The 17323-nt window shown below is 58.3% G+C and carries 11 protein-coding genes; 1 reads left to right on the top strand and 10 read right to left on the bottom strand.

Annotation, left to right across the window (positions count from 1 at the left end):
* Window positions 1-23 precede the first annotated feature (23 nt).
* Together LOY67_RS12040 and LOY67_RS12035 are read right to left on the bottom strand one after the other, a co-directional pair.
* Entirely contained in the window at window positions 24-2903 is a 2880-nt protein-coding gene (locus LOY67_RS12040; RefSeq protein WP_265067375.1) for a PAS domain-containing protein, read from the bottom strand.
* Window positions 2904-2987: 84 nt separating this feature from the next.
* Window positions 2988-3698 (bottom strand): Crp/Fnr family transcriptional regulator, encoded by a 711-nt coding sequence (locus tag LOY67_RS12035; RefSeq protein ID WP_265067374.1) that lies wholly within the window; start codon window positions 3696-3698, stop codon window positions 2988-2990.
* Window positions 3699-3881: 183 nt separating this feature from the next.
* Between LOY67_RS12035 and LOY67_RS12030 the strand changes: the two genes are divergently transcribed.
* Window positions 3882-5477 (top strand): phytoene desaturase family protein, encoded by a 1596-nt coding sequence (locus tag LOY67_RS12030; RefSeq protein ID WP_265067373.1) that lies wholly within the window; start codon window positions 3882-3884, stop codon window positions 5475-5477.
* Window positions 5478-5606: 129 nt separating this feature from the next.
* Here the strand turns inward: LOY67_RS12030 and LOY67_RS12025 are convergent, their stop codons facing one another.
* From LOY67_RS12025 to LOY67_RS11990, 8 genes are all read right to left on the bottom strand, one after another.
* Window positions 5607-6491, bottom strand: coding sequence for a chemotaxis protein CheW (locus LOY67_RS12025; protein ID WP_265067372.1), 885 nt, complete (start codon window positions 6489-6491; stop codon window positions 5607-5609).
* 115 nt (window positions 6492-6606) lie between these two features.
* Window positions 6607-8244: a methyl-accepting chemotaxis protein gene (locus LOY67_RS12020; protein WP_265067371.1), complete on the bottom strand. Its 1638-nt coding sequence runs from the start codon at window positions 8242-8244 to the stop codon at window positions 6607-6609.
* 461 nt (window positions 8245-8705) lie between these two features.
* A complete protein-coding gene (locus LOY67_RS12015) occupies window positions 8706-9335 on the bottom strand; it encodes a response regulator (protein ID WP_265067370.1) in 630 nt (209 codons plus the stop codon).
* Window positions 9332-12328, bottom strand: a complete 2997-nt coding sequence (locus LOY67_RS12010) for a PAS domain S-box protein (RefSeq protein ID WP_265067369.1) — start codon at window positions 12326-12328, stop codon at window positions 9332-9334. Before LOY67_RS12010 ends, LOY67_RS12015 begins: the two co-directional genes overlap by 4 nt.
* Window positions 12329-12454: 126 nt before the next feature.
* Complete coding sequence (locus LOY67_RS12005) at window positions 12455-13675, bottom strand: sensor domain-containing diguanylate cyclase (protein ID WP_265067368.1); 1221 nt, start codon at window positions 13673-13675, stop codon at window positions 12455-12457.
* Between the two features lie 80 nt (window positions 13676-13755).
* Window positions 13756-14289 carry a YfiR family protein gene (locus LOY67_RS12000; RefSeq protein ID WP_265067367.1) on the bottom strand — a complete coding sequence of 178 codons (534 nt, stop codon included), beginning with the start codon at window positions 14287-14289 and terminating at the stop codon, window positions 13756-13758.
* Window positions 14286-16229, bottom strand: coding sequence for a TonB-dependent receptor plug domain-containing protein (locus tag LOY67_RS11995; RefSeq protein WP_265067366.1), 1944 nt, complete (start codon window positions 16227-16229; stop codon window positions 14286-14288). The genes LOY67_RS12000 and LOY67_RS11995 overlap by 4 nt, the downstream gene beginning before the upstream one ends.
* A 420-nt stretch (window positions 16230-16649) precedes the next feature.
* Entirely contained in the window at window positions 16650-17132 is a 483-nt protein-coding gene (locus LOY67_RS11990) for a chemotaxis protein (RefSeq protein ID WP_265067365.1), read from the bottom strand.
* Window positions 17133-17323: the final 191 nt, after the last annotated feature.

Raw genomic sequence — 17323 nt, 5'->3', positions numbered from 1 at the left:
CGTCTCCTGGAACAGGACGGCCGTTACAGAGCCTCCGAGACCGTTCGAAGGGGAATACTCACGCGTACACATACTCCCTGCCCGGGGGCGCTGTCGATGGTGAGTGTTCCGCCGAGCATGTGTCCTCGTTCGCGCATGCCAAGTATTCCAAGCGTGCGCTTGGACAGCCGTTCCGGATCGAAGCCCCTGCCGTTGTCCTTCACCTCGATCAGAATGCATTCAGCGTTGCTTTGCAGTTGAAGATCCACCTGAGTCGCTTGCGCATGACGAGCGACATTGGTCAAAGACTCCTGGATCACTCGAAAAACCGCGGTGGCGCGTTCATCATCCAGTTCCAATCGAACGTCCACAGCATTGAGCTGACAGCGAATACCCGTGTTGCGTGAAAATTCGGAGACAAGCCATTCGAGCGCCGAGGTCAGTCCCATGTCCAGCGCGGAAGGACGCAAACTGGTCGCGACGTTGCGCACGACCTGAATGATTTCGTCGATTCGGCTCATCAGCGTCTGGACGCGTTCCACCAACTGCGGCTGCTCGCTGCCGAACTGCAGGCGCAGCAACGAAACCCCTATGCGCAGCGCCGTGAGTTGCTGCCCAAGTTCATCGTGAATTTCCCTGGCAATGCGCTTGCGCTCCTCCTCCCGCGCGGTCTCACGATGGCTGGACAGTTGACGCAGTCGCGCGTGGGATTGCTTGAGTCGTTCCTCTGCCGCGCGCATGGCACTGACGTCACGCCCGACAGCGAGAATGGTGACGAGTACGCCGTGTTTATCCCGCTCAGGCACCAGGCGAAACTGGTAGCAGGCCACCTGGGTGCCCTGTTGGATCGGGACATCCAGGGACAGCTCTTCTTCGGTCGCTTTGTCGGCACGAATGATCGCTTCCAGCCGGTCTTGAAGGTACCTCGCCGCCTCCAGCCCAGGCGATACCTCGCAAGTGGTTTTGCCAGACAAAAAATCCAGAGAATGGCCAAGCACTTCCTGCGCCACGGGGTTGGCATATTGAAACCGGCATTGCAGGTCGAAGCGAGCAATCATATCCGGTGTGTTTTCTACCAGTGCGCGAAATTCCTGCTCCCGGGCATGGATGACCCGTTCTGCGTGTTTGCGCTCGGTGATGTCTCGGGCAATACCGACAACTCTCTGAAGGCGCCCACAAGCGGCCCGCACAGGAATCAACGTGGTATGAAAGGTCCGACACCCGGCGGGCAAATCGACCTCATCCTCCTCGTCGAGCGCAGCCCCCTTCTCGACACAGCGTTGATACTTTGCAATAGCGGCAGCGACTGCCTGTGGTGGCAACATTTGCTCGACCATGCTGCCGAGCAGCTCGGCCCGCCCTACCCCGACGGCACGCTCAAGGGCAGGATTGACCTCGATGCAACGCAACCCTGTATCTGTCACCTCGAGTAGAAATATCGGATCCAGGGAGTAGTTGAAAATGTCCCGGCAACGTTGCTCACTCTCCTGCAGTCGTTTTTCGGCACGTTCGTGCGCTATGGCCAGGACAGCCAGATGCTGTGCCTGGCGGGTACTGTCGCGCACCTTGAGTTCGAGGTGCTCGTGGGCGTCCTGCACCCTATCGGCCATCGTGGCAAAGGCGCGGGCCAGCTCGCCTATTTCATCCGAAGACTGGGCCGGTAGCTGCTCGGGACGCAGGCGCTCCTTGCTCGTACCGAGCAGTTGGGTTGCCTGGATCAACCGGAACAGAGGAAGCGCGACCTGCTTTTGCAGGATGGAGCGCAGAATCAATATCTCGACCAGCAGAGTCAGCAACCCAAGCACAACCACGATGATCAGGTTATCGGTAATGGCCGGTGTCATCAGCGATCGTGGGTAATGGACCGCGAGCGCCCAGGGGGTATCGGGAATGAGGCCCACCGCGACAATCTCATCCGGTGTATGGATGATCCGCGCGTGCCCGGGCACCAGCGCAGGAACGGCTTCGATCAATGGGTAATACTGAGCCATCTTGAGCGACCGGATGGAGGCATGGCCCGCAGTGCTTTTGACTTGCTCCATGGCATCTGGGTGGTAGATCAGCGTGCCTTCGTCGTCAGCGATGAACAGCGTGCTGTACGCGCCTTGCATCGCAGGCTTGGCAGTGCGCATCATCAGGTCACCCAACAGGACATCGACGCAGGCCAGGATATGGTGCTTGCCGAAAGTATCGACGGCATCGGGCGTGGCGATGGTCGTCATCCAGGCATTGTTGGAATAATCCCAGTACATCCGCGTAAACAGCGTGTCGTTTCCAGGCGAAGAGAAACCGCGCGCATAGAATTCATAGGTTTCGAGCTTGAGGGCATCCGGCCCCGCATAGCTGAATACCTTGGCAATATCGGCGTCTTGGTAAATGGGGAAACCTTTTTCAGGCACCACACCGTAAAAATTGAAGAGTCGGCCCTGACTGCTGGAGCCGTATTTGTAGGACAGCAGATAAGACAGGGCAAACCGCGCCCGGGTATCGTCGTTGGGCGCAATGTCCGGCGCGTAGGTCGCTGACATCCCGGCAAAACGACGCCCGTCAGCCAGCGGCTGGCCTTCGAACAACAGCGGACGCTGTGTATAGGAGCCATCTTCGTGGCGATAGAAAATCTGCTGAAAGTCGTCCACCAGTCTGGACTTCATGCCTGGTAGCGCCAGGGTTTGCTTGAACTCCTTCAGGAAGTTGCGCTGCAGATCCTTGATTTCCCGGAACGGCAAGGATTCGCGCTGCAAAGTCTGCTCGGTAGCCAGGAGCAATTGCTCGGTCACGTCCCGTTCGATCATCGTGGAGTTGACGTAGTAGGAAATCACCCCCGCGCTCAGCGACACCAGGCCGACGCGCAATATGGCAAGACGCAGCGCACGCGTAGCGAGTGAACGCTTATGAGATACGACCCCAGGAGTTTCTCGTGTCATCTACCGATTTCCTTTGTCCCGTCTCTCTTGTTTGCTTTCTCTGCATTGCTATCGGCACCGAATGCATTTGCTGAAAGTCAGCTGTCATTCTCCACCCAGCCGATTCGCATGGTTCACCAGGTTTTCCAGATTGCAGAGCTCGATGGACCTATACCCCTGAACGAGCAACCCCAAACCCTCCAACCTGGCAAGTGCAGCATTGATGCTCTGGCGGGTGCTGCCCATCATCTGAGCCAGGTGCTCCTGGGAAACACTCAGTTGCAGGGATGGATTCTGCATGCGCGATCCGAACCCATGGGCCATGAGCCATAGCCGCCTGGCCAGTCGGTGGTGAAGTGCACCTGGTTCGCCAATGACCTGATAGGCCACTCGCAGTTTGTTGGTGCTCAGGCGTGCGATATCCCGCCAATGCTTCGGGTTCTGGTCCAGCCATTGGGTGAAGGATTGCATGGGAATGCAGAGGATCTGAGAGTCCACATCGGCAATTGCGTCGCGAATATAAGGACTGCCGTCAATCAGCGAAATATCACCGAACCAGTGACAGGGCTCCAGATATACCAGCAGCGAGGGGGAACCATCATGCAGTGCACTGCTGAACCGGACGGCGCCCTCGACGACACAGAAAAGGGCATGCCGTGCGGACTCGCCGTCTCGGTAAACGGCTTCTCCGGCAAGGCATCGGAGCAACCTGGCATCGCGAACCAAAGCGAGTTTCAGGTCGCTGGCACAGGAGGAAAACCACTCATCCCTGTCCAGTACGGCCAGTAAGGAATGGATGTCGGGTGGTGCGTCCATGGCATGGACTCAAAATTCAATTTTTTGACAGACTGCTCTCTTTGCCCATCATAGCCTAGTCCCCGCCGACAAAAACAAGTGCCGTATCGCCCGATGGAAGCGCCTCGCTGGCTGACCCTGGGTTGTTTGGCTCCCTGGTTTGTTGTTCAACCAGATCCGCTCACCTGAGAAGGAAAAACAACAATGAAGAACGCCGCCGACTCAAGCTACAAGCGCGCGCTCGCGCGTGGCGACCTCGAGGCACCCTTCGACACCATCATCATCGGCTCCGGAGCCGGCGGGTTAACCGCAGCCGCGCTGCTGGCCCTGGACGGCAAGAGGGTTCTGGTGCTTGAGCGCCATGCTGTTATCGGCGGCTGTCTACAGGTGTTCAAACGCCCCGGATTCGAGTGGGATGTCGGCCTCCACTATGTCGGCGAAGTTCATCGCCCCGGCACGCTGCAGCGCCTGTTCGACAAAGTCACCCGGGGGCAATTGAAATGGCAGAAGATGCCTGACATCTACAACACAATTGCCGTTGGTGAGACCCTGTTCGAGTACCACGCCGGGAGCGCCGCCTTCAAGGAGCGGATGAAGGCATACTTTCCGGAAGACGCAGACGCGATCGATCGTTACATCGAACTGGTGAACGAGGCCAGTCGGCCGGCGGGCGAGTTTCTTGCGGTGCGGGCGATGCCAGGGCATTTCGCGGATAAGGCATTCGATCATGTCGCCCCGCGCTTCATGCCGCTGGCCGAAAAAACCACCCTGGAGGTCCTGCGTTCGATCACCCGCAACGAGATGTTGATCGCCGTACTCTGCGGGCATTTTGGCGACTATGCGAGCTTGCCCAGTATCGCCTCCTTCTGCGTGCACGCTGCGGTCATTCGTCACTATCTCGATGGGGCAAGCTACCCCATCGGCGGCGCGCAAGTCATCGCAGACCTGATCTCGGAGACCATCCACGCTGCGGGCGGCAAGGTACTGGCGGGGGCCGATGTCGTGGCGGTCGTCGAGCACGCTGGCAAGGTCGTCGGTGTGCGCATGGCGGGAGGCGAGACACTCGAGGCGCCGCAGGTTATCAGTGGCGTCGGCATCCGCCAGACACTGAGCTTGCTTGAAAGCACAAGCCAGGATGTCAGCGACATGAGCGCCAAGGCGCAAGCCATGCCAAGTACCCTGCCGGCCGTTGTGCTCAACGTGGGGCTGGATGCCGACAACGCTGAGCTGGATGTCGGGCCAGCCAATATGTGGATTCACAAGAGCGCCAGGCAGACCGAAGACTGGCAGCATTACATCGAAGATGCCGCGCACCGCTCGATGCCGCTGCATTTCATCTCGCAACCTTCAGCCAAGGACCCGACCTGGACCCAGCGTTATCCCGATCGCAGCACGATGGATATCTGCAGCTTCACCGACTGGAACCTCTGGAAACCTTTCACGGGTACGCAGTGGAAGCGTCGCGGTGACGCGTATGAAGATCTCAAGGCGCGCCTTACCGAGGAAATGCTCGAGCAAGTCTATCGTTTCTATCCGAAAGCGCAGGGCCACGTGGTACATGCCGAGCTGGCCACGCCGCTTAGCTTCAACGATTTCCTGGGTCGCACGCGTGGCGATTTCATGTCTTTCGCGCCGACGCCGGAGCGCTACCAGCAACGCTGGACCCGCGCTTTCAGCCCGGTGAAAGGGCTACTCTTCACCGGCCAGGATATTGCGATGGGTGGCGTCAGCGGCGCCATGGTCGGCGGATTGCTGGCGGCATCGGCCGCACTGGGCCGGGACATGTTTCGTGAGCTGTGATAACACGCCGAACCCACCTCAACCGAACTTCACCCTGCGGAGCCCGCCATGATTGGAGTGACTGTTTCATACCCACCCAGCGAAGCGGTCTGGTTCGATCACAGGTATTACCAACAAACGGCCCGATGCTCATGCCGGAAGGCCTTCTTGTGTCGAGGACTGGCTCAACGCACGCAGTATCACGGAGTCGCTGGCCATTAATCCTCGGCCGATATCCAGCAAGATCACCTGGTAATCGTTGAACGTGACGGTGCCGAGAAGGAATCCGTTTTTGATCGTGTTGCCGGGGGTCGTGGGAACCTGGATTCGCGTTAGAGGGACCTCCAGTATCTGGCCGACGGCATCTGCCAGAACGCCGACCTTTTGCAGGTGATCGCCAACGGTCACTTCGAGGATGACGATTCGGGTACTCGAGCCAATCCTGATCGGCCGTCCACCAAGCTGCACACCCAGATCAATCACCGGCACCAGTGAACTGCCTTGTCTGATCGCCTTGCGAAAATGTGCTGCCTGGCCTTGCTTGCCGATGAGTGGAGTGGCCTCTACAACGGTCTCGACACTGGCTGTGCAAATCGCGAACGACACACCATCGAGCGAAAAGCAAAGGTACTGCCTGTTGGGTGTCGTTCTATTACCGATCACCCGTGGATCCAGAGTGATGCGGGTAAGCGTCTGCTTTTTTTCGAGCATGAGCGCAGTCATGTCAGCCAGGTACTGCACCTTGTCGGCAAGTTGCGCAAAGTCTCCATCAAGTCTCTTGTCAGGGCTCACTCCGTTGGCAGTGCTGGCCGGTTCGGCCTGGCCATCTGTGGACGGATAGCGCCGGTAGTAAATGATCAACATAACCAGCATCACACTACCGGGAGCGATCGCCAGCCAGAACCAGGCGGAGAGCTTCGCCCAACCAGTGAGTGTAGACAGCGCGGCCGTCAGCAGTAACACCAGAACCAGCACCAGCGCAGCGTAACCACCAGCCAATCCGGGGAGAGACTTGAGGTCGTTGAAATACTTCATTGCAGGCGTCACCTTGAGAAGAGGACTACGGTTGTTCACGCATCAACTGATAGGTCTTGCGCCAGGTACACGGCGCGCTGTCGGGATTTCTGTCGTGTTCAACTGGCTCACAGCATTACTCCTGGAAGCGCACGAAACCGGCCGGCACGACCAGATCCCGGGTTCTGGCGGGCGTCCTGTCCGGAGTAACCACGGACGAGGCCGGTTTGACTCGCGGAGCAGGCGCGTGGCGCTCGCTGTCACCGTTGCCGGCGAGGGTAAAAAAGCTCATCAGTTGCTGCAGTTGCTCGGCCTGGCCGCTCATTTCCTCGGCAGTGGCCGCCAGCTCCTCGGAAGCCGAGGCGTTCTGCTGGGTGATCTGGTTGAGCTGGTTCATCGCAGTGTTGATCTGGCCGACGCCAGAGGACTGTTCTTCGGAAGCCGCGGAGATTTCCTGCACCAGGTCGCTGGTCTTGGCGATGCCGGGAACGATCTCGTCGAGCAGCGTGCCGGCGCGTTCGGCCAACGCGACCGAACCCTTGGCCACTTCACCGATCTCCTGGGCCGCGACCTGGCTGCGCTCGGCCAACTTGCGCACCTCGGCAGCCACCACGGCAAAGCCCTTGCCATGCTCGCCGGCCCGAGCAGCCTCAATGGCAGCGTTGAGCGCAAGCAGATTGGTCTGGTAGGCAATGTCGTCGATGATGCCGATTTTCTCGGCAATGCTCTTCATCGCATTGACCGTATCCTTCACCGCCTCGCCGCCTTCGCGGGCCTGTCTGGCGGCGTTGCCTGCCATGCCATCGGTGACACGGGCATTGTCGGTGTTCTGCTCGATGGAGGCGGACATCTGCTCCACCGACGCAGAGGTTTCCTCGACGCTCGCGGCCTGTTCGCTGGAGGCCTGGCTCATTGACTGCGCGGTGGCGGAAACCTCTTCCGAGGCGCTGCTCAAGGCGTTGGCCGAACCGCGTACCTCGCCGATGATCTGTGAAAGCTTCGCTACCATCCCTTGCAGGGCACCTTTCAACTGACCGGTCTCATCGCGGCTGTTGACTTCAATAACAACGCCCAGGTCACCTGCCGCCAGGCGATTGGCGGCCTGTACCGACTCCTTCAACGGACGCGTAATCGAACGGGTAATGAAGAGCGCACTCAGCCCGCCCAGCAAGATGGCGGTGCCGAGCAAGATGAAGGAAAGCAAGCGGATTCGGTCGTACTCAGATTGTTCCTGTCTGTCGTTTTCGGCGAACGCGGCTTCCTGCATGTCAATCATTGTGTTCAGCTGCTTTGAATACTCTCCCTGAACCTGCGCCATTTTACCGTAGAGCAATTCGACGGCCTGATCATTCAAGTTTGCGGCACCGAGTTCGATCACGCGATCAACGATCTGGCGATAGTTCTCCCTGGACTCTTTCAGGGCCTTGAACAAGTCCCTCTCCTCAGGCTCATTCACCAACTTCTCCAGGGTATCCATCCGTACGGCCTGCTCCTGGCGGTTCGCCTGAAGGTCTTTCAGAAGTTGCTGCAGTTGTTGTGGGTCGGTCTTGATAATCAGGTCGCGAACCAGGAGGTTGGTGTCGCCCAGACCACTATCGATATCGTTGCTGATTTGTACCTTCGGGTAAGCATTGTCTGTGATGTCGCTTACGATCAGGTGCACGTTCGACAGGCCACTCATACTCATGACGACCAGCGCCAGCATCAGCAGAAGCACGAAGGCGTAGCCCAAGCCGATCTTGGTACCGACCTTCATGTTTAAGAAACTACTCATTGTTGAACCTTTTTCTGTGTATCAAATAGAAATGCCGTCGATGACGAACAACTCGCGCAGGCGGATGCGCGGCGTGGTGCCCTGCCCCCGCCCTCGCCGATCAGTTCATCCAGCAGATACGGGACGCCAGTAGTCTCGTGCCGAAAAAATTAGTATCAAATTGCTACCCCGCAATGATGCAGGGCAGGCGCAACGGGCAACCATCGGGGCATGCCGTTTTTTGGGTAGGCTCTCCAGTGCGTGCCGTAGGGGTAGCCTTACTTTGCATAGCCATGGGCTGGCGGCACTGTGGCGAAACTGGCGGAGGAGTCGACCAAGGTCCGGTCGGGGGGGAAATCTATAGGGTATCGGCCAGCACTGCCCGGTTGCGCCCCTGGACCTTGGCACGTTGTTTCAGCAACGCGGGTTCATCGTCAAGCGAGCGGCGTTGCGCCTGCCCGCGTTTCTTCGAACATCACTGCTCAGAGCAGCCGTTGGCTTATCGCGTAGCGGACGATATCGGCCGTGCTGGTGAACCCCATCTTTTCCATCAGCCGAGCCTTGTGGGTACTGACGGTCTTGTGGCTGATGGCCAACTCCGTGGCGATTCGCGAGACGCTGAGGCCTTGGGCAAGCAGGCGCATGATCTGCAACTCACGGTCGGTAAGCCCGTCATGTTGATTGCACGGACCCAGGCCGCTGGCGGCAAAAGCCATCTGTTCAGCCAGGCCGGCGTCAATATAGCGCCCGCCCGCCGCTACACGGCGAACGGCTGCCAGCAGCGCCTCGGGATCGCGGTCTTTCGTCAAATAGCCCGATGCGCCCGCCCTGAACGCACGCTGGGCGATCTGCACTTCGTTGTGCATGCTCAGCACCAGGATCGGCAGTTGTGGATAGTGGCAACGGACCCGCGCCACCAGATCGTCGCCGCAGATGCCGGGCATGCTCATGTCGAGCAGCAACATGTCGATGTCACTCTGGCGTAGTTGTTCGAGCAATGCGGCACCGTTTTCCGCCTCGGCGGCGACACGCAGATCGCCGGCCAGGGCAAACAGCTGTTTCAGACCTTCGCGCATGATGGCGTGATCGTCGGCAATCATCATTCGGATCATAAGAGCGCTGGACCTACTTGAAAGGGAATGTTCACCCGCACGCGTGCGCCCTGCCCGGGTGTGCTGTCTATCGTAACCGTGCCGCCAACCATGTGCCCGCGCTCACGCATGCCGAGCATCCCGAGTGTGCCCTTGGGCAGTTGCGCGGGATCGAAGCCTTTGCCGTTGTCGCGCACCTCGATCTGGAGATGCTCGGCGTCCTGCTCCAGATGAATTTCTACCCGGCTGGCCTGGGCATGCCGGCAGACATTGGTCAGGGACTCCTGGATCACCCGAAAAATCGCCGTGGCGCGTTCATCATCGAGCAGCAGTCGAGCCGACGGCGCGCTCAGCCGGCAGTCGATGCCGGTGTTCTGGCTGAACTCGGAAACCAGCCATTCCAACGCCGAAGTCAGGCCCATGTTCAGCGCCGAGGGTCGCAGGCTGGTAGCGACGTTGCGCACCACCTGGATGATTTCATCGACCCGGGTCATCAGCACCTGGACCCGATCCACCAGCAGCGGCTGCTCAGCACCGAATTGCAGGCGCAGCAAGGAAATGCCCATGCGCAGGGCGGAAAGTTGTTGCCCTAGCTCGTCGTGAATTTCCCGAGCAATGTGTTTGCGCTCCTCCTCTCGCGTGGTTTCGCGATGACTGGAGAGCAGGCGCAATTGTGCATGGGAGTCTTTCAGGCGCCGCTCGGCGGCACGCTCGGCACTGACATCACGGCCAACGGCAAGGATACTGACGAGCCGCCCGGACTGATCGCATTCCGGAACCAGGCGTGCCTGGTAGCAGGCTGCCTCCGCGCCTTGGGCTACCGGCGTATCCAGGATAAATTCCGCTTCGCTGGCCTCGCCGGTTCGAAGAATGTCTTCGAGCTTGCGCTGGAACGATCGCGCAGCCTGCGAAAGAGGCGAAACTTCGCTGGAGGTCTTTCCGAGCAGGTATGCCTGCGATCGGCCGAGCAAGCTTTGTGCCGCCGGGTTGGCATAGAGAAAGCAACACTGCGGATTGAAACGGGCGATGACATCCGGGGTGTTTTCCACCAGGGCGCGGAATTCCTGTTCACGAGCATGCAGGACACGCTCCGCGTGCTTGCGTTCGGTGATGTCACGGCAGATGCCGACAATACGCTGAACGCTGCCGAACGCGGTACGTATCGGAATCAACGTCAAATGGAAGACGCCAGGGCCCGTGGACAGCTCGTACTCGACTTCCTCATCAATCGCAATGCCACCATCAACGCATCTGCGATACCGCGCGATGGATTCAGCAGCGACAGACGGTGAAAGCGATTGCTCGATCGTCTTGCCGAGCAGCTCAGCGCGCTCGCGGTCCAACCTGCGTTCCAGGACCGGGTTGACTTCAATGATACGGAAGCTGTCCTTTGCGGCGACCTCCAGCAAGAACATGCAATCCGGTGAACTGTCGAAGATCTGCCGGTAGCGTTGTTCGCTCTCGAGGAGCAGGCGCTCATGGTGTTTCAGGGCGGTGATGTTGTAGCCCTCGACCAGCACGCTGACTACCGCTCCGTCCACACCACGTTCGGCAATCATTTGAACGGCGTGCACGACGATGGCCGCGCCATCCTTGCCCGGCCATTCGAGCACGGTTTCCACACACGTCCCAGTGGCTATCACCTGACATAACAACGCCCGGTACTGCGCCACCGACATGCTCGCGGTCCAACTCTCCTCAAGGGGCACCTGCAACGCGCGGGTCGCTGGTATATCTGTCTCTCGCTCAAAGGCCGGATTGACATAGATACGCTGGCAATTGAGGTCGTAGCGAATGATCAGGTTCTGGGAGTTCTCCGCCAACGCGCGGAACTGTTGCTCGCTGGTGAGCAACTTTGTCTCCATCCGTTTGCGTTCACTGATGTCGCGGGCGAGCCCCAAGCAGTAGTTCTGGCCGTCGAACTCCAGATAGGTGATGCTGACCTCGACCGGAAAAATACGCCCGTCGCGGGTTCGGTTCCGACTTTCAAATATTTCTGGAGGATGTTCCGGATTGGGGTCCCAGCCTTCCAGGATCTGCTCATTGGTCACATCAGGATCTATGTCCGCTATCGTCATGCCGAGCAGAACATCACGAGCGAAGCCCAGACTTCGACAAGCTTCATCATTGACGTAGCACACACGGCCCTGATGGTCGAACAGGTAGGCGGCCTCGCGCATATGGCTGAGGGTGAAATCCAGCAGCGACAGGCGCTCCTCGCTTTTGCGCAAGGCCAGTTCGGTACGTTTACGCTCGCTGATGTCATGCAGGAAGCCGAACCAGATAATTGAACCGTCCGTCTCCAGGCTCGGTTTGGATCGCCCCTCCAGCCAGATCTCACCCTTGATCGGATGGCGTACACGATATTCACACTGCCAGGGAGAAAGCGTGCGTCCCGATTGGACAATTGACTCCTGGACCCGGGCGACGTCCTCCGGATGGATGCGCTCAAACAGAATAGTAGCGTCGCGCATCAACTCGTCTGCCGTCAGACCGTAGTATTCCTCGTAGCCCGGAGAAGCCCAAGGCATTGAAATATCACCCTTCGGACCTAAACGAAAAATGCCGATGATGCCCGGTGCGGTCTCCACGATCCGTTGCAGCCACTGATTCTGCTGCATGGACCGCCCCAGACTCTGCGGGTCTTCAAGTGGGACGATTTCAATAAGCAGGTGCTCATCAACGGCAACCAGTCTGCTGCGCACGGGCAACAGGCTGCCGTCCATGTGCCGCAGTTCCAGGCACCGGTCGGTGAGTACGGCCGATAAACCCGGGCCATCCATGCTCTGCTGGCGATTAACCTCAGCACAATGAATCAGCACCTGGAAGTGAATACCGGGCAAATTCCGCGGAACGTGGCCAAGCAGCTCGGCGAAAACGTTGTTAGCCTTCAATATCCGACCCTGGTCATCAAGGAGAACCAGAGCGCAGGACACCAGGTCGAACATGGCTTGGGCCAGTTGGGATTGCGCCGTCCATGGGGTTGAAACGCCCGTTTCCATAGAAAGCATCATCAGTACTTCGCTCAAAATCGCCTATAGCGAAAAAGACCTGGCGGCAGCTCGATTAGCGACGACATAGCTATCCGCCGAATTTTCAGGACCGATTATCCCGTATCAATAGATCATTTGTTATACGACCTAAGGTGTAGGATCGCCCTGCGGCGGCCTGGGGCTAGCCTTTGTTCCTTTCGGCTCGTACAAGTGATAATTGTTCTTACCGGTGCCTTTGGCGTGATACATGGCAATATCCGCGTTGCGCAGAAGCGTTGCCGTATCCGATGCATGATCAGGGCACAGGCTGATACCCAGGCTGGCGCCAACACCGATCCGTCGACCGTCGACGACGAAGGGGCTGGACAATGTGCTGACGATACTTGAGGCGACTTCCTTGGCCTGGGCGGCGCGAGCCCCATTTTCAAGGATCACGGCGAATTCGTCGCCGCCGATCCTGCACACCACATCATCACCGCGCAGGATGCTGCGCAGACGCTCGGCGACAAGGATCAACAACTGGTCCCCGGTTTCGTGGCCAAGGGTATCGTTGACGATCTTGAAGTCATCCAGATCGATGAACAATACCGCGCAAGACGTGGCGTGGTGGATCACCCCTGCAACCGCGGTTTCCAGTCTTTCCTTGAAGTAGTGGCGGTTGTACAGTCCGGTCACCGGATCGTGATAGGCCAACTGGTTGAGCTGTCGCTCGGCCAGACGGCGTTGTTGCAACTCGGCGCTCATCTGCCTGTCGTGACATTCGAGCTGTACCATCATGTCGTTGAAGCTGCGCGCAAGACGGCCGGTCTCGTCGTTTCCGTATGCAGTGGCCCGCAGGCTGAAATCCTGTTCAGACCGCACCTGCTCGGTCAGCTGCACCAGGTTCAGTAACGGCTGCGCAATGCCTGACGCGATACGGCGCGAGAGCACCAATGACAGGAACAGGGCCACTACAGCCGCGAATCCACCGAACATGGCCTGCAGCGCCAGGCCCCGGTAGAGGGACTCCAGGCTCACCTGCACCGCGACACTGCCAATGAACTGACCATGAAGCATTACCGGTCGGCGCACCAGCAGCGAACGCCAGCCGATTTCGTCAGCCATCGGGTGATCGTCACCCGACACCACCGGCTCACGCCTATAGACAGCCAGCTCATGCCCATTGGGCAGCACAAACGCCGCCCAAGTGATATCCGGTATGTATTTCAGAGACGCAAGCGTTTCATGGGCCTCGCGAGCATCACCAAACATGATTGCCGCTGCGCCGTTGCTGCCGACCACCATGGCGTGGGCCCTCATCTCCTCTTCCAACGCCCTGCGTTGCATGATCAATTGGTAGGCCAGCAACGTCACCAACAGGACGGTCATCGCGACGCTCGTCAAAAGAAGGCCTGTTTGAGTCAACTTGTCGCGTAGCGGCCGATCCTTGAAGGGTACGGAGCTCATACCTAGGACCTGTCGGCAACGAAGCTGGCGAGCTTAAGCAGGCGGGAGCTGAAATTGAGGTGTGCGCGCCTCGCCGCCAATAGATTGATGTCGAAGACGATGCGTTGGTCCTGCCGCCGCATCTCGATCATTACGCCCCTGTCGGCAAAGCCGGCCGCATCGGTGATCGTCAGTACCGGAGTTGCGGCAAGCTGTTGGAGCAGCGTGTCGAGAGAACGCCGGTTGTGCTCGTCGATATAGAGTACCTGACAGCCAGTGAGCGATTCCCCGGGAAGAATCCATCGCATGACAATCGGTAGGCCATCCTGGGCACGCTTGCCTTGCAGGAGGGCGAGCTCGTCGTCCAGCGGTGTAGTGCCGAGCACGCAGAGCTGAAAATCGGCATCAGGCAAAGAAGGCCACTGCGCGAACAGCGCGAAATTATAAAGATAGGCAGCCTTCATGGCGCGTTCATCCACCGCAGCATCAGCCCTTGCCACCTGGCTGAGCAAATAGAGGACCGCAACAACCAAAGTGTGCAGGATACCGGTCTTCATTCGAACGAGTACCCCAGGCTCAACCACAGGCTACGCTCACCGCGCCAAGACAGATCGGCGCTGATCCCTCCCGCGAAGAGCGAGGCATCCTGGTACTGTCGGTCGAAGAGATTCCGCACCGCCGCGGTTACGTTCACCCCTGGCAGGATATTCCGACTGGTGAAGGTGAGGTCAGCTATTGCATAGCCATTCGCATCGGCCCCCGGAGCTACCAGACGGCTACCCACGTAGCGGACGGCAATGCTCGCACGCAGGCGCTCCCCAGCCAGCGGTATGGATACCTGCATCTTGCTCAGATGACGAGGCGAATTGATCAACGCACGACCCAGGTTGTCTTGCGATTGCTGCCAGGTATGACTGCCCCGAATCTGAACGTCATGCCATTGCCACTGAGCCTCGAGCTCAGCGCCTCGAGTGTCAATGCGCTCCAGCGTGGGATCCGAGAATCGATTGATTGGATCGGTGATACGGTAGCGGTAGAGAGTGCCGAGCAAGCGGAAGTCACCGCGACGATGATCAGCCACAAACTCGGTGGTAGTGACCCGCTCCGACTCGACACTCGGGAGCTCGTACAGGTTCTGCTCGTTACTGCTGGCGAAGCGGGTTGCGGTTCCATGGGACAGCGACAGGCTGGTATTAGCCAAGCCGGTGTAAAGCAACGCAGTCCGGGGGTTGGTGCGCACCTCAGAATCCTGTGCGCTATGCCGGTCGGCACGCACTCCCAGGTTCAAACTCAGGTCGTGACGCAGTGCGATCTCGTCCTGGGCATAGAGACTGAAAGTCTGGGCAGAATCCGAGATGTGATTCTCTTCATGCTCATCGCGACGGGGGAAATACCGTCGCATTTGCTGGTTCTGCTGATAGTCGTCGCGGTACTCGCTGCCCAACACCAGGCGGTGCCCAGAGAAGGCAACGCTACTGACAGTGCCGTCCAGATCCCACCAGCGCCCATCGGCGCTGATGTCTTCAAGGAAGTGGCGCCCGTCTTCAATGGGTTCGCGATAGGCGCTACGGTAAAGATAGCGGCCATGGGAGAGACGAACGGAGGAGCGAAAACTACCGAAATCGACGTCGTGACCCAGTTTCAAGAAATCGTTCCGGTCGGTGAAGTTCCAATCGTAAGCAAGGGGGATCGCCAGTTCCTGCTGGGTACGCTCGGCAAATGCGCCCTCAACGCTCCAGGCATCTTTGGAGCCCTTGATGAACAGCCGCCGCCCGCTCTGGTCGTCGCGCAGCACCCCGTCTCCGGTTGGAATATCAGGAAGATCGGCTTGAGATGACGAGGCCGAAACCAGCCATTCGGCACCATTGACCAGACGCCTGCCTCCACTGACCCTTACCTTGCGGTCCTGGCTCGAGCCAACGGTCACCGCTGCCTGACTGCCATCCAGATCACGCCCCCGGAACGTGACGACATTGATCACGCCAAGAAAAGCACCGTTACCGTACAAGGCCGATCCCGGGCCCGGCGCGTACTCGACCCGCTCGATCATCTCGGTGTCGAGCAGACCATCTTCGCCGAGGTAGATCTGGTTGAAAATATTGTCGGCCACAGGCTGGCCATCGATGCGCAGCATGACTCGCCCGGCATATTCGCCTGGCGCGCCGTAGCCTCGCCCCCCAAGAAAGGAATAGGCGCCGTTGGAGCCGACATTCAGGCCTCGCATATTGTTCAGAATCTCGCCGAGGGTCCTGTAACCGAAACGACGTATCTCCTCCGAGGTAATTACCGAAACGGCCGATGGGGCGTCAGTGAGCTGCTGAGAGAACTCGGCGGCGCCGACAACCTTGGTTTCGAGCAACTGCTCGAATGGAATACTGGTCAGATCCTCGGCTACGGCCAGCCGCGATAGCAACCATAAACCCGATACGCAAAATGACCCACGCAGACTCTTCAATGGATACCGGGGTGCCGGCAGACCGGCGAACAGGGATAACATAATCTGAACTTGACTCTTGGAGGGCTTGGAGCTGAAGTCTCTGCGCTTGGATCAACTCGTCTTCAGGGTGGCCTGTCTCGTCAGTGCTGGCCTTTGGAATCTACGAAAATTTGTCACAGCCAGACTGATCACTTTCATGCGTCCGCTCTGGCAAACAGAATAAGTGCAGAGTGCCTCTTACCGCATCGAAGTACCATCGACCCAAGTCCATATCTATCTAAGGACCATAACGCAAGAATGTAGGAATCCCGTACAAACAATACATACCCTCGCACGAATGAACGATGCTTTCGTTGCCGTCCAGTCTGATAGGTTGTGCGAATATTCTCGTTGAATAGATTGAAATTAAGTTATCTTCCTAAGAATGCCGACGCATCCTTAGGAACGATACCGAAGTGGTTAGACTTCACCCCTGGCGCCTCAACTCGGTGGCATTGCAAGGGAGCCTGCAAGCTTCTTCTCTGCAGTCGACAACTTCATCTCATTCTGGACTTTGTTCAGATCGTTGAAGCTGGAGGAAAGCTGGCTGTTCAGCGTAGCCAATTCGACCTGAAGGCTTTTCATCTTGGATTCGCGCTCCTTGTCACTCAATGATTGATCCTTCATGACCGCGCTCAACTCCTCCATTTTCTTTTGTATCTGCTCCTGAATTTCCCGGATAGCTTTGAGTACCTTCTTTACACCTTCCGGTAAATTGCTTGCGTCAATATCAGCATTTTTTCCACCTTCTTCGGCGGCCTTCGCTTTTCCTTCAAGTGAAAGCGTTACTTTGACGCTTTCCTGAGGAGCGGCCTCTGTGCTTTTGGTGGCGATCTCCGACTGTCCATTTTCAGGTGGCAAGGCCGATTTTGCGACAGAGGCCGAAGCCGTGAAACGGGTTGGGTCTGAAGCACTAATGAGCATGGATTCTCTCCTTGATCTTGCAGGTTAAGCAGCTGGGAATGGTTATAGAGATGAAGGGAGAATGCCTTTTGTCGAGCCGTAGCACCATCGGCCCAACCCCAATTTTATTCAGGGGACCCCTCCGCATCGTAGGCCTCCCCCTACAAAGCTTCCGACAAGGAGCCGTCGCGGCTCGGGTATCACACAGATAA

The organism is Pseudomonas sp. B21-056 (genome assembly GCF_026016325.1).
Taxonomy (GTDB): domain Bacteria; phylum Pseudomonadota; class Gammaproteobacteria; order Pseudomonadales; family Pseudomonadaceae; genus Aquipseudomonas.
The sequence above is the reverse complement of the archived record's forward strand: the minus strand, read 5'-3'. Positions and strand labels throughout refer to the sequence as shown.